The organism is Cryobacterium soli (genome assembly GCF_003611035.1).
In the GTDB taxonomy this organism is placed as follows: Bacteria; Actinomycetota; Actinomycetes; order Actinomycetales; family Microbacteriaceae; genus Cryobacterium; species Cryobacterium soli.
This window is the reverse complement of the sequence record NZ_CP030033.1, coordinates 2,477,339-2,499,785: the sequence shown is the minus strand read 5'-3', so window position 1 is coordinate 2,499,785 and position 22,447 is coordinate 2,477,339. Positions and strand designations below refer to the sequence as shown.

General features: G+C 67.7%; 16 protein-coding genes and 1 pseudogene. 8 read left to right on the top strand and 9 right to left on the bottom strand.

All coding sequences use genetic code 11. The annotated features are described in order from the left end of the window. Nucleotides 1-3: 3 nt before the first annotated feature. Genes DOE79_RS11470 through DOE79_RS11460 form a run of 3 tightly spaced genes read right to left on the bottom strand, consistent with a single transcriptional unit; the run spans nucleotide 4 to nucleotide 2,827 of the window. Nucleotides 4-1,377 carry an NAD(P)(+) transhydrogenase (Re/Si-specific) subunit beta gene (locus DOE79_RS11470; protein WP_120338591.1) on the bottom strand — a complete coding sequence of 458 codons (1,374 nt, stop codon included), beginning with the start codon at nucleotides 1,375-1,377 and terminating at the stop codon, nucleotides 4-6. Further along, nucleotides 1,374-1,682 (bottom strand): NAD(P) transhydrogenase subunit alpha part 2, encoded by a 309-nt coding sequence (locus DOE79_RS11465; RefSeq protein WP_120338590.1) that lies wholly within the window; start codon nucleotides 1,680-1,682, stop codon nucleotides 1,374-1,376. Before DOE79_RS11465 ends, DOE79_RS11470 begins: the two co-directional genes overlap by 4 nt. Further along, on the bottom strand, nucleotides 1,682-2,827 hold the full coding sequence (locus DOE79_RS11460) for a Re/Si-specific NAD(P)(+) transhydrogenase subunit alpha (protein ID WP_120338589.1): 1,146 nt from the start codon (nucleotides 2,825-2,827) through the stop codon (nucleotides 1,682-1,684). The genes DOE79_RS11465 and DOE79_RS11460 overlap by 1 nt, the downstream gene beginning before the upstream one ends. Before the next feature lie 429 nt (nucleotides 2,828-3,256). Here DOE79_RS11460 and DOE79_RS11455 point away from each other — a divergent pair, with 429 nt between their 5' ends. Together DOE79_RS11455 and hrpB are read left to right on the top strand one after the other, a co-directional pair. Further along, nucleotides 3,257-5,164 carry a BCCT family transporter gene (locus DOE79_RS11455; RefSeq protein WP_245976905.1) on the top strand — a complete coding sequence of 636 codons (1,908 nt, stop codon included), beginning with the start codon at nucleotides 3,257-3,259 and terminating at the stop codon, nucleotides 5,162-5,164. A gap of 207 nt (nucleotides 5,165-5,371) precedes the next feature. Further along, entirely contained in the window at nucleotides 5,372-7,930 is a 2,559-nt protein-coding gene (hrpB, locus tag DOE79_RS11450; RefSeq protein ID WP_120338588.1) for an ATP-dependent helicase HrpB, read from the top strand. 31 nt (nucleotides 7,931-7,961) lie between these two features. On the opposite strand, the gene dnaB is transcribed toward hrpB, so the two are convergent. From dnaB to DOE79_RS11420, 6 genes and pseudogenes are all read right to left on the bottom strand, one after another. Next, on the bottom strand, nucleotides 7,962-9,380 hold the full coding sequence (gene dnaB, locus DOE79_RS11445) for a replicative DNA helicase (protein ID WP_066598657.1): 1,419 nt from the start codon (nucleotides 9,378-9,380) through the stop codon (nucleotides 7,962-7,964). Between the two features lie 443 nt (nucleotides 9,381-9,823). Further along, complete coding sequence (gene rplI, locus DOE79_RS11440) at nucleotides 9,824-10,273, bottom strand: 50S ribosomal protein L9 (protein WP_066598659.1); 450 nt, start codon at nucleotides 10,271-10,273, stop codon at nucleotides 9,824-9,826. An 11-nt stretch (nucleotides 10,274-10,284) separates the two neighbouring features. Continuing rightward, the gene (gene rpsR, locus DOE79_RS11435) at nucleotides 10,285-10,548 is read right to left on the bottom strand and encodes a 30S ribosomal protein S18 (RefSeq protein ID WP_035835236.1); all 264 of its coding nucleotides are present in this window, start codon (nucleotides 10,546-10,548) and stop codon (nucleotides 10,285-10,287) included. A 54-nt stretch (nucleotides 10,549-10,602) separates the two neighbouring features. Further along, nucleotides 10,603-11,112, bottom strand: a complete 510-nt coding sequence (locus DOE79_RS11430; RefSeq protein WP_066598661.1) for a single-stranded DNA-binding protein — start codon at nucleotides 11,110-11,112, stop codon at nucleotides 10,603-10,605. A 141-nt stretch (nucleotides 11,113-11,253) separates the two neighbouring features. Beyond that, nucleotides 11,254-11,622: pseudogene (gene rpsF, locus DOE79_RS11425) on the bottom strand (30S ribosomal protein S6); the annotation flags it as partial. A 316-nt stretch (nucleotides 11,623-11,938) separates the two neighbouring features. Beyond that, the gene (locus tag DOE79_RS11420) at nucleotides 11,939-13,369 is read right to left on the bottom strand and encodes a CCA tRNA nucleotidyltransferase (protein ID WP_120340300.1); all 1,431 of its coding nucleotides are present in this window, start codon (nucleotides 13,367-13,369) and stop codon (nucleotides 11,939-11,941) included. A 91-nt stretch (nucleotides 13,370-13,460) separates the two neighbouring features. Here DOE79_RS11420 and DOE79_RS20895 point away from each other — a divergent pair, with 91 nt between their 5' ends. From DOE79_RS20895 to DOE79_RS11395, 6 genes are all read left to right on the top strand, one after another. Then, on the top strand, nucleotides 13,461-15,839 hold the full coding sequence (locus tag DOE79_RS20895; protein WP_245976904.1) for a DUF6049 family protein: 2,379 nt from the start codon (nucleotides 13,461-13,463) through the stop codon (nucleotides 15,837-15,839). Next, nucleotides 15,832-17,451: a murein biosynthesis integral membrane protein MurJ gene (gene murJ, locus DOE79_RS11415; RefSeq protein ID WP_342767914.1), complete on the top strand. Its 1,620-nt coding sequence runs from the start codon at nucleotides 15,832-15,834 to the stop codon at nucleotides 17,449-17,451. Before DOE79_RS20895 ends, murJ begins: the two co-directional genes overlap by 8 nt. A 141-nt stretch (nucleotides 17,452-17,592) precedes the next feature. Further along, nucleotides 17,593-18,567, top strand: coding sequence for a thioredoxin-disulfide reductase (gene trxB / locus DOE79_RS11410; RefSeq protein ID WP_120338586.1), 975 nt, complete (start codon nucleotides 17,593-17,595; stop codon nucleotides 18,565-18,567). Between the two features lie 10 nt (nucleotides 18,568-18,577). Beyond that, nucleotides 18,578-18,901: a thioredoxin gene (gene trxA, locus DOE79_RS11405; protein ID WP_066598673.1), complete on the top strand. Its 324-nt coding sequence runs from the start codon at nucleotides 18,578-18,580 to the stop codon at nucleotides 18,899-18,901. Nucleotides 18,902-19,048: 147 nt separating this feature from the next. Next, entirely contained in the window at nucleotides 19,049-20,368 is a 1,320-nt protein-coding gene (locus DOE79_RS11400) for an aminotransferase-like domain-containing protein (protein ID WP_120338585.1), read from the top strand. 81 nt (nucleotides 20,369-20,449) lie between these two features. Continuing rightward, complete coding sequence (locus DOE79_RS11395; protein ID WP_120338584.1) at nucleotides 20,450-21,409, top strand: D-alanine--D-alanine ligase family protein; 960 nt, start codon at nucleotides 20,450-20,452, stop codon at nucleotides 21,407-21,409. Nucleotides 21,410-22,447: the final 1,038 nt, after the last annotated feature.

The following is a 22,447-nucleotide window of genomic DNA, read 5'->3' as shown; positions in this document are numbered from 1 at the left end:
GGGTCAGAGGGCGTTGACGGCGCCGAGCACCTTGGTGAGGGAGTCCTTGGCGTCGCCGAACAGCAGCGTGGTCTTCGGGTCGAAGAGCAGCTCGTTCTCGATGCCGGCGAACCCGGGGCGCATGGACCGTTTGAGGAAGACGATCTGGCGGGCGTCCTCCACCTCGAGGATCGGCATCCCGTAGATGGGCGAACCCGGCGAGGTCTTGGCGGCCGGGTTGACCACGTCGTTGGCGCCCACGACGAGCACCACATCGGAGTTCTTGAACTCGGGGTTGACCTCGGCCATCTCCTTGAGCGACTCGTACGGCACATTTGCCTCGGCGAGCAGCACGTTCATGTGCCCGGGCATGCGGCCGGCCACCGGGTGGATCGCGAAGGCCACCTCCACACCGCGCGCCTCGAGGGTCGTCGCGAGCTCGGCGATGGTGTGCTGGCCCTGGGCCACGGCCAGGCCGTAGCCGGGCACGATCACGACGCGCTGGGCGTAGGCGAGCATCACGGCCACGTCCTCCGCGTTGGACGAGCGCACCGGCCGGTTGGACTGCACGGTGGACCCGGCGGTGGAACCGCCGCGGAACGCGCCGAACATGATGCCGCTCACCCCGCGGCCCATGGCGGAGGCCATGGCGCGGGTGAGGATGGTGCCGCTGGCGCCCACGAGGGTGCCGGCGACCACGAGCAGCACGTTGTCCAGCACCACGCCGGAGGCGGCGACCGCGAGTCCGGTGAAGGCGTTGAGCAGCGAGATGACGATGGGCACATCCGCACCGCCCACCGGCAGCACCAGCAGCAGCCCGACGGCCAGGCCGATCACAAGCAGCAGCAGCGCCCAGCCGGTGGACCCGGTGGCAACGACGACCCCGCCGATGACCACGGCCGCGACGGCCGCGAGGCTCATGACCCACTTCATGCCGGGGAAGACCACCGGCCGGGTGGTGATGAGCTCCTGCAGCTTGGCCACCGTGATCGCGGAGCCGGCGAAGGAGACCGCGCCGACGAGCATGGTGAAGACCACCGCGACGAGCACCCAGGGGCCGTCGCTGTGGCCCAGTTCGAGCATCGCGACGAGCGCGGCGGCGCCACCGCCGACACCGTTGAACAGCGCAACCAGTTGGGGCATCTGGGTCATCTGCACCCGGCGGGAGATCGGGGCGGCGATCGCGGAGCCCACCGCGATGGCCAGCAGGATGTACGGGATGTTGTCGAGCTTGGCCGACAGGAACACCGTGATCACGGCGACGGTGGCACCGGCGGCGCCGATCAGGTTGCCCCGGCGCGCGGTTTTCGGTGAGCTCAGGCCCTTGAGGGCGAGGATGAAGCAGACGGCCGCGGCCAGGTAGAGCAGAGCGGTCCACTCGGCGGACAAGAGGCTCATTTGGTGGTGTCCTTCGTGGTGACGGCGGGCTTCCGGCCGCGGAACATACCCAGCATGCGGTCGGTGACGACGAAGCCGCCCACGAGGTTCGCGGTGGCCAGGGCCACGGCGAGCAGCGCGACGGCCAGCAGCCACGGGTCGTCGAGCTGGCCGGCGACGATGATCGCGCCGATCAGGATGATGCCGTGGATGGCGTTGGCGCCGCTCATCAGCGGGGTGTGCAGGGTGCTGGACACCTTGGAGACCACCTCGAAGCCGACGAAGACGGTCAACACGATGACCGTCAGGAGGGTGATCGGATCCATCAGTTCTTTCCTTCCAACGCGGCCGCGGTGGGTGCGTGGCGCACCTCGCCGCCGGAGGTGAGACAGGCGCCGGCGACGACCTCGTCGGCGAAGTCGGGAACGACCTGGCCGTCGGTCGTCATGAGCGCGAGCAGGTTGGCGACGTTCTTGGCGTACAGCCGGGATGCGTCGGAGGCCATCGCACTGGCGGCGTCCCGCATACCCACCAGGGTGACGACTCCGTCGCCGGCGCTGGTGGGAACCCGTTGGTCCTCGCCGGCCAGCACACCCTCGACGTTGCCGCCGGTTTCGGCGGCCAGGTCGATCACCACGGAGCCGGCCGGCATGGCGGCGACCATCTCCCGGGTGACCAGGAGCGGGGCCGGCCGGCCGGGGATCGCGGCGGTGGTGATGAGCACATCCGCCTTGGCCACGTAGGGCGCCAGCAGCTCGCGCTGCCGCACGGCCCGGTCCTCGGCGAGTTCGGTGGCGTACCCGCCGGCGCCCTCCACGGCGTCCAGGTCGAGGGCGATGAAGGTGCCGCCCATCGACGTGACCTCGTCGGCCGAGGCCGGGCGCACGTCGTACGCGGAGACCCGGGCGCCGAGGCGCTTGGCCGTTCCGATGGCCTGCAGCCCGGCCACACCGGCGCCGAGCACGAGGACCCTTGCCGGCGGAATGGTGCCGGCCGCCGTCATGTAGAGCGGGAAGAAGCGGGGGAAGCGAATGGTGGCCTCGAGCACCGCGCGGTAGCCGGCGACGAGAGCCTGGGAGGTGAGGGCGTCCATCGACTGGGCACGGGAAATGCGCGGCACCAGCTCGAGGGCGAAAGAGGTGACCCGGGCGGCGGCGAGGGCGGCCACGGTGGGCAGCTCGGACGCCGGGGAGGCCAGGCCCACGGTGATGGTGCCGGCGGGCAGGGTGGCGGCGAGTTCGGGGCTCAGCGGACGCACATGGCAGAGCACGTCGAACGTGGTGGCGTCGAAGACGGGAGCGAGGTGCGCTCCGGCCTTCTCGTAGGCGGCGTCGGAGTAGCCGGAGGCCAGTCCGGCGCCGGACTCGACGGTGACGTCCACGCCCAGCGCGGTGAGTTGGAGCACCGTTTCCGGTGTTGCTGCGACACGTTTTTCGCCGTCTCGGCGTTCACGCCCAATGCCAACCTTCACGAGCAACCACTCCTTTGACGCATCTGCCACCGGACGAGCGAAACGGGGTCGTTCGCGCGTCCCAGGGCGATCTCACTTCGTAGCGTACCGTCGTCGTTTCCCGGCCCGGGGCGATTTTCCGGGCCCTAAGACCCTGCCCATGACCGTGCCCGGCTGGCCAGGGGCCGGTCGGACGACCTAAGGTGGAGGGTTGGCCGTTCCGCACATCGGCGGCCGCCCCTTCTCGAATCGCACGATCTTCCCGCACTGCCGCCGGCGTCCACGCCCGAGCAGAGCTCGGCACCCGGGACGCCCCGACTCGATTGGTTGCCCGTTATCAGTTCCACCGAACCCGAAGACACCGCGTGCACTCCCGGCGCGACCCCGGCCCCGTTGATCCCACCCACTTCAGCCGCTTTGACAACCCGGCGGCGCCGTTTCGGGGTGCACGTGGCGGCCCCGCGGATCTTCTACCCCGCGCTGGGCATCATCGTCGCCGTGGTTCTCATCAGCATCCTTTTCCCCGTCCGCACGGGCGCCGTTCTCGCGCAACTGCAAACCCTGGTCGTGGCGGGCCTCGGCCCGTACTACGTGGTGTTGGTCGCATTCTTTGTCATTTTCGCGGTGTGGATGGGCCTGAGCCGGTTCGGCGATATCAAGCTCGGCCAGGACGACGATGCGCCGGAGTTCGGACTGATGTCCTGGTTCGCGATGCTGTTCGCCGCCGGAATGGGTATCGGCCTGGTGTTCTGGGGCGCCGCCGAGCCGCTCACGTATTTCCTCGAACCCAAGCCCGGCGTGCACGGCAGCAAGCCGGAGCTGGCGGCGGCAGCCATGTCGCAGACCTTCCTGCACTGGGGCTTCCACGCCTGGGCGGTCTACGCCGTCGTCGGGCTCTCGCTGGCCTACGCGATTCACCGCAAGGGCCGACCGGTGTCGATCCGGTGGGCTCTGGAGCCGTTGCTCGGCGACAAGGTCAAGGGTCGTCTCGGCGACGCCATCGACGTCACCGCGATCGTGGGCACCCTGTTCGGTGTGGCCACCTCGCTCGGGCTCGGTGTCAAGCAGATTGCCGCGGGGCTGCGCCATCTGGGTGTCGTCGACTCGGTCAGCAACACCCTGCTGGTGGTCCTCATCGTGATCATCACCCTCATCGCCATCGCCAGCGTCGTCAGCGGCGTCGGCAAGGGCATCAAATGGCTTTCCAACATCAACCTCGGTGGGGCCGCGTTGTTCCTCGTCGCCGTTCTGCTGCTCGGACCCACGATGTACCTGCTGCGCGTCTTCGTGCAGTCCCTCGGCGGCTACTTCCAGAACATCGTGGGTCTCACCTTCGACGCGAGCGCCTTCACCGGTTCGGCCGGTCTGGACTGGCAGGGTAGCTGGACCGTCTTCTACTGGGGCTGGTGGATCTCCTGGGCACCGTTCGTCGGGGTCTTCATCGCCCGCATCTCCCGTGGCCGTACCGTGCGTGAGTTCGTCGCCGGTGTGCTCCTGGTTCCCACGCTCGTCACCTTCCTCTGGTTCGCCGTCATGGGTGGCAGCGTCATCAAGCAGGTCTGGGAGAACCCCGCCGCCCTTGTCGACCCCGAGGTGGGGATCGTTCCGGAGAACGTGCTCTTCGATTTCCTGGCTCAGCTTCCCCTTGGCCCGGTGCTGGCGGTGCTCGCCGTTGTGATCGTGGCGATCTTCTTCATAACCTCGGCCGACTCGGGCTCTCTCGTCATCGACATGCTCGCCTCCGGCGGCGAGACGGATCCGCCCAAGTGGAGCCGCATCCTGTGGGCGAGCCTGGTCGGCGTCGTCGCGATCGCGCTGCTGCTGGCCGGCGGGCTATCCGCGCTGCAGACCGGTGCCATCCTCACGGCGATCCCCGTCAGTGTGGTGATGATCGGTATGTGCATCGCCACCTACCGCGCCTTCCGCGCCGAACACCAGGTGCTGGTGCAGGTCGAACGCCGGGTGCGCCGGGAGGAGATGGCCCGCCGGATCAGCAAGAGCGTCACCAACCACTTGGAGAACAACTTCGACGAGCACTTCGGCGACCAGATGGACGGCCGCATCACCGCCGCGATCACGGATGCCGCCGGCAACGTGTCCGTCCAGACGCGGGAACGGCGTGCCTTCTGGTCGCGCCGGGCGCGCGCGGCAACACCCCTGGAAGACCGGCCTGACCTGGGTGACCCGGCGTCGGAGGAGATGCAGGACCTCGGTGACCTGATGCCGCAGGACCCGCAGCCCACGGCAGACACGTCGGCGGCGCACCCGTCGGCGGCAGACCACGCCGAACCCGACGCCGTGACGCCGGATGTCGCTCTCGCGCCGGACGCCGATCCGGAGGACCCGCGCACGTCGTGAGCCGTCTGGCGCACCGGGCCGGCCGGGCCTGACGCGCCGCACGCCGAAAAGGCCTGACAGGCGGGGCCATCCCCGCTGTCAGGCTTTTTTCGACGGTTGTCGAAGGGGGCCACTGGCTCTGAGTTGCGTCTCGTGGGCCCAGAGTCGCGGCTCGGTACCGGCGACACGTGAGCACACACACACACCCAAACGCGACAGACTGAGCACGTGACCCGTATTTCGTTCGATCCGTCGAGACTCGGTCGCGGGCTCGCATTCGCCTCGGCGATCGATGATCTGGGTGCGGCGCTTGATCGGAGCCGCACCGTGGTCGTCAGCGCGCCGCCGGGGACGGGAAAGACCACACTCGTGCCGCCCATCCTCGCCGATCGGGTTCCGGGTCGTGTGATCGTCACGCAGCCACGCCGGGTTGCTGCCCGCGCTGCCGCCCGACGACTCGCGCAGTTGGACGGATCCGCTCTGGGCTCTCGCGTCGGTTACACCGTCCGGGGCGAACGTCAGGTGAGTCCAACCACCGTGATCGAGTTCGTCACCGCCGGTGTGCTTCTGCGCCGACTGCTCGATGACCCTGGTCTCGACGGGATCGATGCGGTCATCATCGACGAAGTGCACGAACGGGCTTTGGAGACGGACCTGCTGATCGGGCTACTCGGCGAGGTCCGCGAGCTGCGCGACGACCTCGTCCTCATCGCGATGTCCGCGACCCTCGACGCCGAGAGGTTCGCGACAATTCTCGGTACGGATGCGTGCCCGGCCCCGATCGTGACCCAGACCGCGCCGGCCCATCCGCTCGAGGTACGCTGGGCGCCCTCTCCCACACCTCGACTGGATGAGCGGGGGGTCACCTGGGCTTTCCTCGACCACGTCGCGAGCACCGCGGTTGACGCACACCGCACCCTCGTGCAGAGCGATCCGGCCGCCGATGCTCTCGTCTTCGCGCCGGGTGCGCGTGAGGTCTCCGAGATCGCCGGACGCATCCGTCGTCTCGCCGCGGAGTTCGACGTGCGGGAACTGCACGGCCAGATCCCGGCCGCCGAGCAGGATGCGGTGATCGGTGGGCGGAGCCCCGATGCGGCGGCACGGATCATCGTCACGACGTCACTGGCCGAATCCTCTCTGACCGTGCCCGGCGTACGCCTGGTCGTCGACACCTGCCTGTCTCGTGCTCCGCAGCGGGATGCTGCGCGCGGCATGAGCGGTCTCGTCACCGGAGCGACGCCCAAGGCCTCCGCCATCCAGCGCTCGGGGCGCGCCACCCGGCAGGGGCCGGGCATCGTGGTCCGCTGCGTCGACGAGCGCACCTTCGCCACGGCGCCGTCGCACGCTGCCCCCGAGATCCAGGCGGCAGATCTCACCGACGCAGCCTTGCTCCTCGCCTGCTGGGGCGCCCCGAGCGGTGTGGGGCTGCGACTGGTCGATCCCCTTCCCCCTGTCAGCCTGGGCGAGGCCCTCGCCGCGCTGCGTGGGCTCGGCGCGATCGATGCCGCTGAACGCGCCACCGACCACGGGCGAGCGCTCGCCCGCATCCCGACAGCTCCGCGCCTCGCCCACGCACTGCGCGCCGGGAGTGATCTGGTCGGCGGGCGCACAGCGGCCGAAGTCATTGCGCTGCTCAGCGGCGATCTCCGCGTTGCCGACGGGGACGCCCAGGCCACTCTCACCGCGCTGCGTACGGGACGAAGCCCGGATGCCCGCCGATGGGAGCAGGATGTCCGCCGTCTCGAGCGCTTCGCCGGGGCGACTGACACGGCGCGAGGAGGCAATGATCAGACCGGACTGATCATCGCGCTCGCCTTTCCCGAGTGGATCGCCCGCCGCGTCGATCAATCGCCCAACGGTGCGACCTTCCTCCTCGCCTCCGGCACCCGTGCCGGGATCACCGGTCAGCTCGCGAGTGCCGACTGGTTGGCGGTGGCGGACGTCACTCGGGCAGAGGGACGAGCGGCCGCAGGAACCGGGGCACTCATCCGCTCTGCCGCCGTCATCTCCGAGGACCAGGCGGAGCAGGCGGCGCCCCAGCTCTGCACCGACCGGGTCGATGCACGGTTCGTGGACGGGCGCGTCGTGGCCCGCCGCGAACGTCGGATCGGTGCGATCATTCGCTCGTCCGTGCCGGTGCGCGTACCGGCGGACGATGGCGGACGGGATGCCGTCCGCCGTGCCGTCACAGCGCACGGCCTCGGAGTGTTCATCTGGTCAGACGCCGCGGACGCTCTGCGGCGTCGCCTCGCGCTGCTGCATCGCGAGCTCGGACCGCCCTGGCCGGATGTCTCAGACACCGTTCTGCTCGCGACGCTCGATGCCTGGCTCGGTCCCGAGCTGAGCGACCTGGCCGTCGGCACTCCGGCCGCGCGCATCGACCTTGCCCCTGCACTCCGACGTATACTGCCCGGGCCCGCCGCGGTCGACCTTGACGCTCTGGTTCCCGAGCGCCTCCGGGTTCCCAGCGGTTCGCAGGTCCGTCTCGGCTACCCACCCGCCGATGATTCGTCGGCTCGTCCCGTTGTGGCTGTGAAACTCCAGGAATGCTTCGGATGGGCAGAGACCCCACGAATCTGCAGAGGACGAGTGCCGGTGTTGTTCCACTTGCTTTCCCCCGCCGGGCATCCTCTTGCCGTGACCGACGACCTCGCATCCTTCTGGGCAGGTCCGTACTCCCAGGTGCGAGCGGAGATGCGCGGACGCTACCCGAAGCACCCGTGGCCCCAGGACCCCTGGTCCGCCGTACCCACCCGGCACACCACGCGCCGCGCTGCCCTGGGCTAGGGCCGCGACACACCCTGCGGTCGGCTGAGCGCTATGCGCCGGGCACCATGTCGGCGAAGCGGGAGTAGTGGCCGTGGAAGGCCACCGTGACGGTGCGGGTGGGGCCGTTGCGGTGCTTGGCCACGATCAGGTCGGCCTCGCCGGCGCGCGGGTTGTCCTTCTCGTAGGCGCTCTCGCGGTGCAGCAGGATGACCATGTCGGCGTCTTGCTCCAGCGAACCGGATTCACGGAGGTCGGAGATGGCCGGCATCTTGTCGGCGCGCTGCTCCGGACCACGGTTCAGCTGGGACAGCGCGATCACGGGGACCTGCAGTTCCTTGGCCAGGAGCTTGAGCGCCCGGGAGAACTCGCTGACCTCCTGCTGGCGGGATTCGACCTTCTTGCCCGAGGTCATCAGCTGCAGGTAGTCGATCACGACGAGCTTGAGGCCGACGCGCTGCTTGAGCCGGCGGCACTTGGCGCGGATCTCGACCAGCGTCATGTTGGGGCTGTCGTCGATGTAGAGCGGCGCGTCGTTGATGCGGCCGCGGGTGGCGGCGATGGTCGTCCAGTCGCGCGCCTCGACGTTACCCTTGCGCATGCTCTGCAGGGGAACGGAGGCCTCGGCGGCGAGCAGGCGCATGGCGATCTCGCTGCGGCCCATTTCCAGGGAGAAGAAGATACTGGGCATGTCGTGGTGGATGGACGCGGCCCGGGCGAAGTCCAGCGCGAGGGTGGACTTACCCAGGGCGGGCCGGGCGGCCACGATGATGAGCTGGCCACCGTGGAAGCCGTTGGTGAGCTCGTCGAGGTCGGCGAAGCCCGTGGGCACACCGGTGAACTGGCCGTCCTTGAGCTTGGCCGCTTCGATGTCCTCGATGGCCGCCGTCACGGCGTCGGTGAGGGGAACGTAGTCTTCGGTCTCGGTGCTGCCGGTGATGGAGTAGATCTCGGCCTGCGCCGTGTTCACCAGGTCGAGCACCTCGCCCTCGCCGGCATAACCCATCTGGGCGATCCGGGTGCCCGCGTCCACGAGTTTTCTCAGCATGGACCGTTCGGCCACGATGGTCGCGTAGAACCCGGCGTTGGCGGCCGTGGGCACGAGGCTGGTGAGCGTGTGCAGGTAGTCCGCGCCGCCGGCTCGGGAGATCTCACCGAGCTTGGTGAGTTCGTCGGTGACCGTGATGACGTCGGTGGGCTCACCCTGCGCGTACAGCGAGAGGATGGCGTCGAAGATGATCTCGTGCTTGGGCACGTAGAAGTCAGCGGCTCGCACCGTCTCGACGACGTCGGCGACGGCATCCTTGCTCAGCATCATGCCGCCGAGGGCGCTCTGCTCGGCCAGCAGGTCATGCGGCGGCGTGCGCTCGGAGTGACGAGGTTCGGAGGTGCTCCGGTACTCGGAACCGCGGTCAGAACCGCGCTGATCCGATCCGCGCTGGTCTGCGTAACCCAGGTGAGCTATCGACACGCCGGGCCTCCTCTGTTGGTGTGATTCAGGTCTATCAGGAGCCGATGACACCAGCCGCCCGGCACGCAGGCGCATCCGGTGATCGACCCGCTTGCCTACCCTAGAGAGGCTTGCCTCCCCAGCCAAACCGCCCTGTGGATAACCCTGTGGGGAATCTGCGTGAAACGCCGCCCCGCTTGTGCACAAGCTGTGCACTCACCTGTGGACAACTCACGAGTTTTAAACCTAAAAATGCGTTTGACCAGGTTTTTATTCTATTCACATGTGTGTGGAAAAACTTGTTTCAATACTCGCTTGAATGTTGATGAAATAGGTGGACACCTGTGCACAAAGGGGTGGAAAACGCGGCCCGGATTGTGCCACCAACGGGGGAATTGCGGCAGCGTTAAAGAGGTGTAGCGGTGGCTCCCGAAGGAACCACCGCCACACCCGGGTACAGACGCTTACTTAGCGGCTACCACCTGAAGGGTGATGGTCGCACTGAGCTCGTCGCGCAGACGAACCGTCGCCGTGTGCTCGCCGGTCGCCTTGATCGGGCTGAGCTCGATCTTGCGCTTGTCGACGGCACCGAGACCGGCAGCGGCAACCGCTTCGGCCACGTCGGTGGTCTTGACGGAGCCGAACAGGCGTCCGCCGGCGCCGGCCTTGACGACCAGCTTGACCTTGGTGCTCTCAAGGGCGACCTTGAGGGCCTGGGCCTCTTCGAGGGTGGCGTGCTCGCGGGCTACGCGGGCGGCCTTGATCTGCTCGATCTGCTTTTCGCCACCGCGGGTCCACGCAACAGCGAAGCCCTGGGGGAGAAGGTAGTTGCGAGCGAACCCGTTCTTGACATCAACGATGTCACCGGGGGTGCCGAGGCCGGAGACCTCGTGCGTCAGAATCAGTTTCGACATGTGAGGGCTCCTTACCGGCCTGAGCCGGCGTAGGGCAGCAAGGCCATTTCGCGGGCGTTCTTGACGGCACGCGCGATCAGGCGCTGCTCCTGGACGGAGACGCCGGTGATGCGGCGGGCGCGGATCTTTCCACGCTCTGAGATGAACTTCCGAAGAGTGGGGACATCTTTGTAATCGATGACACCAACCCGGATCGACTTCGCGGGGGCGGCGTTCTTGCCACCCTTAGCACCGCGGAGCGGCTTGCGGCGGTCGCCGCTCGACTTTCCAGCCATGATTTCCTTACTTTCTTAAACGTGTGTGTGCAGCCGTCAACCGTGAGGTTCGGCTTAGAAGGGGGTCTCGTCGCTGAAGTTGCCCGGGGTGTTCCAGACATCTCCGCCGCCGGTGTTGGCTGCGGGGGCGCTGGGTGCCCAGGGCTCGTCGTTGCCCTGCTGCTGCGCGACGGGCGCGCCGCCGCGAGGAGCGGACGAGGACTGCGCACGCGTGAGAGAGGCGGTGGCGTAGCGCAGCGAAGGACCGATTTCGTCGATCTCGAGCTCCATGCTCGTGCGCTTTTCACCTTCCTTGGTCTCATACGAACGCTGCTTGAGACGCCCGGAAGCGATGACACGGGAACCCTTGGTCAGTGAACCGGCCACGTGTTCGGCGAATTCACGCCAAACGCTCGCGCGCAGGAACAGTGCCTCGCCATCTTTCCACTCGTTGGCCGCGCGATCGAAATTGCGCGGAGTGGAGGCAATGGTGAAGTTGGCTACCGCCAGCCCGTTCTGCGTGTAACGCAGTTCCGGATCGCTGGTGAGGTTGCCCACCACGGTGATTACGGTCTCGCCGGCCATGGGCTACTTGTCGCTTGCCTTGTCGGCGTCTGCCTCGGCAGGAGCGTCCACGGCGACCGGAGCTGCCGGGGCAGCTGCGGGCTTCGCGGAAGCGGCGACCTTGGCAGCGGGAGCTGCGGCAGGAGCGTCGGCCTTGACCGGAGCAGCAGCAGCCTTCGGGTTGGCAGCCTTGCGGGCGGCCTTCTCGGCGGCAAGCTTGCTTGCGACGGCAACCTGGGCGATGCCCTCTTCGGCGCGGAGAACCTTGGTGCGCATGACGGCTTCCGACAGCTTCAGCTGGCGGTCGAGCTCGGCAGTTGCTGAAGCGTTCGCGGTGAAGTCGACGACGGCGTAGATGCCCTCGGCCTTCTTGTTGATCTCGTATGCGAGACGGCGGCGACCCCAAACGTCAACCTTGTCAATGGTTCCACCATCGTTGCGAACAACGTTGAGGAACTTGTCAAGGCTGGGAGCTACGGTGCGCTCATCGATCTCGGGATCGAGGATAACCATCAACTCGTACTGATGCATGACTAACCCACCTCCTTCGGACTAAAACGGCTGCAGTATTTCTGCAACAGGAGGGTTGTGCATGTGTTGAACGTGGAGGCCGGGACTCCGGCACACAGACAACCTGCCAAGACTACCCGAACGGCGAGCCAAGCGCCACCGCTCGGTGTCGGACTGTCCGAGCAGGGTGCGACGTTTCACGTGGAACAAGGGCGCTTCGGTGGTTTCCATGCCCCGACAGTGCCTGCCGCCGGGGCCACCACCGCCGTGGGGCGCGATGCTGTGCAGAACGGCACCACGCGACGAGGCTGTGGAGGAGGAGCTCATCCCAGAGGGGTCAAGCCTCGCGCGCGGCCCACCAGGACTGCAGCCGGCGGGTGGCTTCCTCGGTGCCGAGCGGGCCGTCGTCCAGGCGCTGCTCCAGCAGGTAACGGTAGGCCTCGCCGACCTCGCGTCCGGGCGTGAGCCCGAGTACCGCCATGATCTCCTCACCATCGAGGTCGGGGCGTACCGCTTCCATTTCTTCCTGAGCGGCGAGTTCACTGATGCGCTGCTCGAGGTCGTCGTACGCGAAGCCCAGCCGGTCGGCCTTGCGGCGGTTGCGGGTGGTCACGTCGGCGCGGGTGAGGATGTGCAGCCGTTCCAACTGGTCCCCGGCGTCGCGCACGTAGCGGCGCACAGCCGAGTCGGTCCAGGCGCCCTCGGTGTAGCCGAAGAACCGCAGGTGCAGTTCGACCAGCCGGGAGACGGCCGAGATGGTGTCGTTGTCGAAACGCAGCGCGCGCAGTCGCTTCTTCGCCAGCTTCGAACCGACCACGTCGTGGTGGTAGAAGCTCACCACGCCGCCGGGCTCGAGGCGCCGGGTCGCCGGCTTGCCGATGTCGTGCAGCAGCGCCGCCAAGCGCACCACGAGGTCGGGCTCGGCGAGGTTCTTGCGCGACCTCTCATATCCGATGGCCTGATCGAGCACCGTGAGGGTGTGCTGGTAGACGTCCTTGTGGTGGTGGTGCTCATCCACCTCGAGGCGCAGGTCGGGGATCTCCGGCAGAACGATGGCGGCCAGGCCCGACTCCACGAGCAGTTCGATGCCGGCCCGCGGGTTGTCCGCCCGCAGCAGCTTTCCGAGTTCGTCGCCGACGCGTTCCGCCGAGATGATGTCGATGCTCGAGGCCATGGCCGACATGGCCACCGCGGTCTCCAGCTCGAGGGTGAAGCCGAGCTGCGCGGTGAACCGCGCGGCCCGCATCATCCGCAGCGGGTCATCGCCGAACGAGATCTCGGGCGCCGTCGGCGTGCGCAGAACCCCGTTGAGGAGATCGTCGATTCCGTTGGACGGATCGACGAGCGTCACCTGCGGCAGCCGCAGCGCCAGGGCGTTCACCGTGAAATCGCGGCGCAGCAGGTCGTCCTCCAGGCTGGAGCCGAACACCACGTCGGGGCGACGGGTCTGGCCGTCGTAACTGTCGGCGCGGTAGGTGGTGATCTCCACCTTCTCGCCGGCGATCTGGGCGCCGATGGTGCCGAAGGCCCGGCCGATGTCCCAATGCGCCTCGGCGATCGGCTTCACGATGGTGAGGATCTGCTCCGGGGTGGCGTCGGTGGTGAAATCGAGGTCGTTGGTGACGCGGTCCAGGAACGCGTCTCGCACCGGACCGCCGACGAGGGCCAGTTCGAAACCGGCGTCCGCGAACGCATCCGCCAAACGGGAAATGGTGGGGGAGGCAGCCAGGTCGCCCAGTCTTGCGAGGGCTGCCGCGACGCTCTGCATGACCCCCATGGTACTGGCTCGTCCCGCGCTGCCGCGTGCCGCCCAGCGCACGCGGAGGGTTCTGCGCTGCGTACGCCGTAGAATCCCGTACATGGTGGCCGATCGGAATAACGCGCGTCGGCCCGCGCTCCCCAGAACACGGCGCCGTCTTCTCGCCCTGCTGCTCTCTGCCCCGCTGGTGTTGTTTCCCGCCCTGGCAGTGGGCCAGTCCGCTGCGGCCGCACCGGCACCGGTCGCCACGGCGGCAACGAATGCGGTTCCCACGGCGAAGGATGACGACTCCATCACTCTGGCCCTCTCGCCGAGCACCTCGTCGATCCTGCACATCGGCGAAGACCTGCACCTGTCCGTCAGCGTGACCAACGATTCGGTCTCCCCGCTCTCCTCCGCGACGGTCGGGGTCTACCTGGCCGAGCGCGCCCTCACCACCCGCACCGCCCTCAACGACTGGCTCGACCCCGACGATGACCGCGACTCCGGTGAGCTGATGCTGAACGTGCCGCTGACCGCTCCCGTGCAACCGCACAGCACCGTGAGCGTGGACGTCACCGTGCCCAACGCGTCGCTGGGGCTGTTCGACTGGAGCCCGTGGGGACCGCGCGGCATCGCCGCGACACTGAGCACCGACGACACCGTCCGGGCGTCCGGCCAGTCCACCTTCGTCTGGTACCCCGACACATCGACGACCCAGGTGCCCACGGTCACCCCGGTCGACCTCGCCGTGGCGATGCCCATCACCACCCCGGCCGGCCGCACCGGCATCATCGGCGCGGAGGACCTCGCCGCGTACACCGCCTCCTCCGGGATCCTCACCCGACAGCTCGACGGCATCATCGACAAACCCGTCGCCATCGCCATCGACCCCATGATCATCGCGTCGATCCGGCTGCTTGGCAGCGCCGCACCGCCCACCGCCGTCGAGTGGCTGGCCCGGCTCGACCAGGCCGAGAACGATATATTCCCACTCGGGTATGCGGATGCCGACCCCTCGCTGGCCGTGCAGGCCGGGGCCTCCGGAGTGCCCGCTGCGCTCTCGCTCGACTTCGCCATCGACCCGAACCTGTTTGCCGCGTCGGAACCGGTCACACCGCCGGCCGGGCCGTCCGACGCCACAGATCCGGCCACTCCCGCCCCCACGTCCACCCCCGAGTCACCGACGAGCACGGTGCCCACGTTGGAGCAGCTGCTCGCCTGGGACTACACCTCCACGACGATCGCCTGGCCCGCCGACAACGTCGTCGCCCAGGGCGACCTGGCCGCGTTCGCGGCCGCGGGCCTGACCACCACGATCCTCGCCTCCGGTAACGTCACGCAGTCCGACGAGGACGTCACGGCGAGCACCACCACCGCCCTCAGTTCGGACGAGCTCGGTCTGGTGGACGACTCCGCCATCTCCACGGCGCTGCGCGCCGCCGCCACCGCCACCACAGACGACGCCTGGCGCGCCGCGATGGCCGAGGTTTCGTCGCAGATTGCCGTGGTCGCCGCCGCGAATCCCGGCGCCGCACGGACCCTCCTCGCCACGATGGACCGCGGCTGGCCGCCCACCGCCACGCGGCTCGCCCAGACCATCCAGGCCCTCAACGATTTGCCCTGGTATGCGCCCACCACGCTCACCGAAGCCGCGGCGACGCCCGTTTCGACGAGCGTCACCTTCGCCCCACGGACCGAACCGACCGGAACCGTCGACCTGGCCACCCGCCTGGTCGACCGCGAGAGAGAACTCAACGACTTCTCCACCGCCCTCGCGGACCCCGTCGCCGTCACGGCGCCCAACCGGCTGGCGTTGCTCGCCCTGCTGGCGCCCGCCTGGCAGTCCGACAGCACCGGGTGGCGCGCTGCGGTCGGTGACGATCTCGCGGAGTCGCACAAGGTGCTGCAGTCCATCACGGTCACGACCACCGGGCCCATCAACGTCGTCGGCAGCAAGGTCGACATCCCCATCACCCTCAACAACGCCCTCGGCCAGGCCGTCACCGTGCGCGTGCAGGTGGTGCCGTCCAACGGCCGCCTGGTGGTGGGCAACGACGTCGAGGCCGTCCTCGATGCCAGCTCCGCCAAGACCGTATCCATTCCGGTCACCGCCGCGGTCGGCAACGGCGCGGTGACCCTGCGGGTCTCCCTCTTCACCCCGTCCGGCGCCGCGATCGACCAGCCGTCGCTGATCTCGGTGAATGTCCGCGCCGACTGGGAAGGCATCGGATCGCGAATCTTCGCCGCGCTCGTGGTGCTCTTCTTCGGCTTCGGCGTCTGGCGCAACATCGTGCACCGTCGCAGCGACCGGGCCCTCGCGGCCCGCGCGGAGGCGGACCCGGATGCCGAGTCCGGCGCCGACGCCGCGCCCATCGCTTCCGCTGAACCGGCCACCGACTCTGAACCGGCCACCGACTCTGGGCCCGCCGTCGACCCCGAGCCGACCACCGCACCGACCATCGAACCCGACGACCTGCCGACGGCTCCCCGTGGCTAGCCAGGGCGGCGTCGGCCGCGCCAGCGCGATCCTGGCCTCCGGCACCATGGTCTCCCGGCTCCTCGGGTTCCTCAAGGTGATCGTCTTCGCCCGGGTGATCGGCCAGTTCGGCCAGAGCGCCGACGCGTTCGCCCTGGCCAACCAGCTGCCCAACACGGTCTACACGATCGTGGCCGGGGGTGTGCTCACCGCGGTGCTTGTTCCCCAGATCGTGCGCGCCAGTCTGCACGACGACGGCGGCACGGCGTACATCAACAAGCTCGTCACCCTCGCCCTGGGCATCCTGGCCGTCACGACCCTGGCCGCCAGCCTCCTCGCGCCCGTCATCACTCGCTTCATCGGTCCGGGATACTCCCCCGAACAGCTCTCCCTGGCCATCGCGTTCGCCTACTGGTGCCTGCCACAGATCTTCTTCTACGGCCTGTACACGGTGTTGGGCGAGGTGCTCAATGCCCGGAAGTCTTTCGGCCCGTTCACCTGGGTCCCCGTGCTCAACAACGTCATCGCCATCGCCGGGCTGCTGGTGTTCATGGCGTTGTTCGGCGCCGACCCGCTGGGCCAGCGACTGGCAACCGACTTCACCCCCGGGATGATCGCCCTGCTGGCCGGCAGCGCAACGCTGGGTGTCGTGCTGCAGGCCGTGGTGCTCTACTACTTCTGGCACCGCATCGGGCTGCGGTACCGGCCCGACTTCAAGTTCCGCGGCGTCGGTCTCGGCGCGGCGGGCAAGATGGCCAGTTGGACCTTCGGCATGCTGCTGCTCACCACCGCGGCCGGCATCGTGGAGACCCAGGTCGTCTCCGGCGCCTCCGGCGAGGACGCCTCGACGGCCGTCCTCAGCACAGCCTGGCTGATCTTCATGCTGCCGCACTCGATCATCACCGTCTCGGTCGCCACGGCCTATTTCACCCGGATGAGCGAGCACGCGTCACGCGGCGACACCACCCGGCTCCGCACTGATGCGTCCTCCGCGATCCGCGGCACCACCCTGCTGATCGTGCTCGCCAGCGCCGTCATCATGGTGTGCGCCTACCCGTTCGCGGCCGTGTTCGTGCACGAGAGCTTCACCCAGACCCAGGCCATCGGCAACGTCATCATCGCCTATCTGCTGGGCCTGGTGGCCTTCTGCGTGCTCTTCGTCGTGCAGCGCACCTTCTACGCCCTCGGCGACACCCGCACGCCGTTCTTCTTCACGCTCTTCCAGGTCGTTCTCGTGGTCGTCGGCGTGCTCGGCTGCCTGCTGCTCCCCCGGGAATGGACCGCGTTCGGCATCGCCCTCGTCGTGACGGTGTCCGGCACGCTGCAGGCCGTCCTGGCCGCCTGGTTGTTGCGCAAACGCCTCGGCGGGATTGACGGTCGGCGGATCCTCCGCAGCCTGGTGAAGTACCTCGTCGCGGCCGTCGTGCCCGTCGCCGCTGGGCTCGCCCTGCTCGTGACGCTCGGTGGCACCCGCGCCGACGGTTTCGCCGTGTCGGGCATCGCCCCGGCGATCATCAGCATGGGCATCATCGGCCTGGTCATGTCCGGCCTCTACTTCGGGCTGCTGCTGCTCATGCGCAGCAGCGAGTTGCACGGCTTTGTGGCCCCATTGAAGGCGCGTTTCCGCCGCTGACCCGGTGCCCGATCGCTGAGCGCCGGCTGTGCACCAGGGCCCGAGGCCGGCCGGCGCGGAATAGCATCCGATTAGGATGTGTTGTACCCGAAAGTGAGGCGCCGAAGGGCGTCTCTCCCACTGATTTCAAGGAGTCTACGCGTGCGTCAGATCATCATCATCGGTTCGGGCCCTGCCGGGTTCACGGCCGCCATTTACGCTGCGCGGGCGAACATGAAGCCGCTCCTGATCGCCAGCTCGGTCGAGGCCGGCGGTGAACTGATGAACACCACCGACGTGGAGAACTTCCCCGGCTTCGCCGACGGAATCCAGGGCCCTGAGCTGATGGCCAAGATGCAGGAGCAGGCCGAGAAGTTCGGCACCGAGGTCATCTACGACGACGTCACGAAGCTGGAATTCGGCGACACCGTGAAGTCGGTGACCCTGGGCAACGGCGAGACGCACGAGGCCCTCTCGGTGATCTTCGCCACCGGCTCCGCCTACCGCAAGCTCGGCATCCACGATGAAGAGCGTCTGAGCGGCCGGGGCGTGTCCTGGTGCGCCACCTGCGACGGGTTCTTTTTCAAGGAGAAGGTCATCGCCGTCGTCGGCGGTGGCGACTCCGCCATGGAGGAGGCCACCTTCCTCACCCGCTTCGCCAGCAAGGTGTACATCATCCACCGCAAGGACACCCTGCGGGCGTCCAAGATCATGCAGGAGCGCGCCAAGTCGCACCCGAAGATCGAGTTCGTCTGGAACACCGAGGTCGTCGGCATCGATGGTGAAGAGGCCGTTGAGGGCCTGCGCCTGCGCGACACCGTCACGGGCGCCGAAAGCAGCCTCCCGATCGGCGGCCTGTTCGTGGCGATCGGCAACGACCCGCGCACCCACCTCGTGCACAACCTGCTCGACCTCACCAGCGACGGCACCATCGCTGTCGCCGGTCGGTCCTCCAAGACCAGCCAGGCGGGCGTGTTCGCCGCCGGAGACGTCATCGACCCCACGTACCGCCAGGCCGTCACCGCGGCCGCCAGCGGCACCGTGGCGGCTCTGGACGCCGAGCACTACCTGGCTACCCTTCCCGAGGATCTGCTGGCTCAGGCCGGCGACCCCGAATTTGCAACCGTCACCAACTAAGGAGCACCACATGTCTGCACGCGCCGTCACCGACGCCACCTTCGACCAGGAAGTCATCAACAACGAGAAGACCGTCCTGGTGGACTTCTGGGCCGAGTGGTGTGGCCCGTGTCGCGCCGTCAGCCCGATCCTCGACCAGATCGCCGCTGAGAACTCCGACAAGATCGACATCGTCAAGCTGAACGTCGACGACCACCCGGCCCTCGCCGCGAAGTACATGATCACCTCCATCCCCGCGATGAAGGTCTTCCAGAAGGGCGAGGTCGTCAAGACCGTCATCGGCGCCAAGCCGAAGCCCGCCCTCGAAGCCGACCTGGCCGCCTACCTCAAGTAGCCGCCGGCCGGTTCCTCGCGAACCCCAACACCCGCCCGGCACTCGCCGGGCGGGTGTTTTTGCGTATTCACCCGGGCATCCGCCGGCTTATGCGGACACCGCGCGTGGCACCCCATACGATTAAGGCCTCACCAGAACGGACATGACGTGACAGCGATAGGCACCCCCCAGGCCGGTAACAACCTCGACCCGTGGTATCACCACTACGCCGAGCGAGCCGCCGCCCTGCGCGCCTCCGAGGTACGCGCCCTGTTCGCAGTCGCCTCCCGCCCCGAAGTCGTCTCGCTGGCCGGCGGAATGCCCTACGTCGCCGCCCTGCCGCAGGACCTCGTCATGAACGCGCTCGAGAACGTCATGCGCAAGCAGGGTCCCGTAGCTCTGCAATATGGCTCTGGTCAGGGAGTTCCTTTGTTCCGAGAGCAGATTCTCGAGGTCATGGCGCTCGAGGGCATCCGGGCGAACGCCGACGACGTCGTGGTCACCACGGGGTCCCAGCACGCCCTCGAACTGGTCAGCAAGCTCTTCCTCGACCCGGGCGACGTCGTCATCTCGGAGGGACCGAGCTACGTCACCGCGATGGTGATCTTCAAGTCGTACCAGGCGGACGTGGACCACGTGCCCATGGACGACCAGGGCATGATCCCTGAGGCCCTGCGCGAGCACATCGCTCGGCTGAAGGCCGCGGGCCGCACCATCAAATTCCTCTACACGATTCCCAGCTTCCACAATCCGGCCGGCGTCACACTCAGTTGGGCGCGTCGCCTGGAGATCCTCGAGATCGCCAAGGAGAACCAGATCCTGGTTCTCGAGGACAACCCCTACGGCCTGCTCTACTTCGACCAGAAGGCACCGGATGCGATGCGCTCGGTCGAACGGGACGGCGTCATCTACCTGGGCACCTTCTCCAAGACCCTCGCGCCCGGGTTCCGGGTGGGCTGGGCACTGGCCCCGCATGCCATCCGCGAGAAGCTGGTGCTGGCCAATGAAGCCGCTGTGCTCTCCCCCAGTTCGTTCAGCCAGCTGGTGATCTCCGAGTACCTGGCCACGGCGGATTGGAAGGGCCAGATCAACACGTTCCGCGGTGTCTACCGGGAGCGCAAGAACGCCATGCTCTCGGCCCTGACGGAGTACCTGCCGGAGCTCACCTGGACCAACCCCAACGGTGGTTTCTATGTGTGGCTGAACCTGCCAGAGACCCTGGACTCCAAGGCCATGCTGCCGCGTGCGGTGAAGGAGCTGGTGGCGTACACCCCCGGCACGGCGTTCTTCGCCGACGGTCAGGGCCGCCAGAACATCCGGTTGTCGTTCTGCTACCCGACTCCCGAGCACATCCGCCTGGGCATCCGTCGCCTGGCTACCGTCGTGCGTGACGAGCTGGAGCTGCTCGACACCTTCGCCGGCACCGGTTCGCTCTCTCCGGCCCATGACGGTCGTCGCTTCGGCGCCCCGCCGCCCGACATCAACTGACCAGACACACCTGACCCGCTGCCCTCCCAGCCGCGGTGACATCACCCCGAGACCGGCACAACCAAAGGAAAACCCCAGATCATGAGCGAATCCGAGTTCCTTGACGTAGTGGTTCTCGCGGGCGGCATCTCGCACGAGCGGGACGTCTCCATCCGCAGTGGACGGCGCGTTGCCGACGAGCTGACCAACCTGGGCCACCGGGTCACCCTGATCGACCCGCAGGCCGGCCTCCTCACACAGCTCGCCGAGCACCGGCCGGATGTCATTTGGCCGGTCCTGCACGGAGCGACCGGAGAAGACGGGGCCCTGTTGTCTCTCCTGGAGACCACGGGGATCCCGCACGTAGGACCCCGCGGAACCGCAGCCGGCCTGGCCTGGTCGAAGCCCACCGCCAAGGAACTCGTGCGCCGGGCCGGGTACTCCACCCCCGCGTGGATCGCCCTGTCCCGCGAGACCTTCCGGGACCTCGGTGCGGCCAGCGTACTCGAACACCTGGTCACAGCGCTCGGCACCCCCCTGGTCGTCAAGCCGGCTCAGGGCGGCTCGGCGCAGGGGGTCACCATCGTCGAGACGGCCGCCGGCCTGCCCCGGGCCATGGTAGATGCCTACACGTACGCCGACACCGCCCTCGTGGAGGCCAAAATCGAGGGAACCGAGCTCGCGGTGACGGTCATCGACACCGGAGACGGCCCCCAGGCCCTTCCCGCAGTGGAAATCGTGCCCGTCAGCGGGGTTTTCAGCTTCGAAGCGCGCTACAACGCCGGCGAGACACTGTTCTTCACGCCCGCGCGCATTGCGCCGGACGTCGCCACCACTGTCGCCGAGACCGCTGTGGCGATTCACCGACTGCTCGGCCTTGCTCAACTGTCCCGTATCGACCTGATGGTGGATGCCGACGGCGTCGCGTGGTTCCTGGAAGCGAATGTGCTTCCGGGTCTCACCGAAACCTCGCTCGCACCCCAGTCGATCGAGGCATCCGGCGAGACCCTCGGCTCCGTGTACGCCGCCCTCGCCCGAGCCGCCTCGGTGAGCCTGCGCTGAACGCAGCCGTGTTTCACGTGAAACACTAGTCCTGGCGCACCGACCACCCCTCCCCCACTCCTGCAGACCACGCCGGCCAACGGGGCGGCCGGCCACTGGCCGCGCTGGTCGATCCCAGACCAGTACTCGCACCGGCCCCTCACACTGGGTTGCGACCGTCGAGAGCATTGCCCACCCCGCACCACAGACTGTTTCACGTGAAACACTTGCCCCGGCGCGCGGTGCTGGCGCATGTCATCGCGATGGCACGCTGGTTGAGCCTATCGAAGCCAGCACCAGGGACATCCCTACAGCGACACCAACGAGGAACGAGGCCTGCTTCGAGCTCTCGCCGCCCGCAAGATCTGCACGAGCCAGCTGCATCCGAATCGCGCGGCAGTTTCACTTGAAACACCGACGACCCGAGCCAATCTGGCTCACGGATATGCGCCAGCGGCGGGGTTGACCCCATCCACATCGGCGAACTACGGCGAATTTGTCTCGATGTTTCACGTGAAACGGTCGATTTCGGCGTTCTGAGAGGCCATCTCCGGCCGCCATGTTGACGTGGGTCCCGTACGGAGCCCGGTATTTCGGTGTACAGACGCGCCCACAGCGGCCGTATTTCAACATTGGCTTGGTTCGCGTCAGGCGTGAATTCAGAGATCGAGCGTGCACGGGGTCTCGACAAGCTCGACCACCGTGTGGTTGAGTGTCTTCGTCTGCCACTCGACGAGCTCGGCCGACGGGTGGATGAATCCGAGCCGAGTCTGGACGAACGACCCGTACCCATCCAAGGGAACGTGATCTCATGCGGAATGTTTCACGTGAAACACTCGTGCGCCGACGGTTCGGCCCACTAGGCCTCACACACCCCTCTCGGAGAGTGACTGTCTAGCCGGGCTGGTCTCGGCAGGCTCGGCCAGCACGCGGTCGAGTGCCGACACTCGCCCCGAACTGCAGACGACTCGACTCCACACGGTCGTTCACGGTAGCAATGGTTTCACGTGAAACACTCGAACAACGCCAGGCGTCCGTGCGTCTCACCAGGCTCGAGCA

Coding starts and splice junctions, on each gene's coding strand:
- DOE79_RS11470 (WP_120338591.1), bottom strand. CDS start 1,377: ATGAGCCTCTTGTCCGCCGAGTGGACCGCTCTGCTCTACCTGGCCGCG.
- trxA (WP_066598673.1), top strand. CDS start 18,578: ATGTCTGCACGCGCCGTCACCGACGCCACCTTCGACCAGGAAGTCATC.
- DOE79_RS20895 (WP_245976904.1), top strand. CDS start 13,461: ATGGTGGCCGATCGGAATAACGCGCGTCGGCCCGCGCTCCCCAGAACA.
- DOE79_RS11395 (WP_120338584.1), top strand. CDS start 20,450: ATGAGCGAATCCGAGTTCCTTGACGTAGTGGTTCTCGCGGGCGGCATC.
- rplI (WP_066598659.1), bottom strand. CDS start 10,273: ATGTCGAAACTGATTCTGACGCACGAGGTCTCCGGCCTCGGCACCCCC.
- DOE79_RS11430 (WP_066598661.1), bottom strand. CDS start 11,112: ATGGCCGGCGAGACCGTAATCACCGTGGTGGGCAACCTCACCAGCGAT.
- DOE79_RS11420 (WP_120340300.1), bottom strand. CDS start 13,369: ATGCAGAGCGTCGCGGCAGCCCTCGCAAGACTGGGCGACCTGGCTGCC.
- rpsR (WP_035835236.1), bottom strand. CDS start 10,548: ATGGCTGGAAAGTCGAGCGGCGACCGCCGCAAGCCGCTCCGCGGTGCT.
- DOE79_RS11465 (WP_120338590.1), bottom strand. CDS start 1,682: ATGGATCCGATCACCCTCCTGACGGTCATCGTGTTGACCGTCTTCGTC.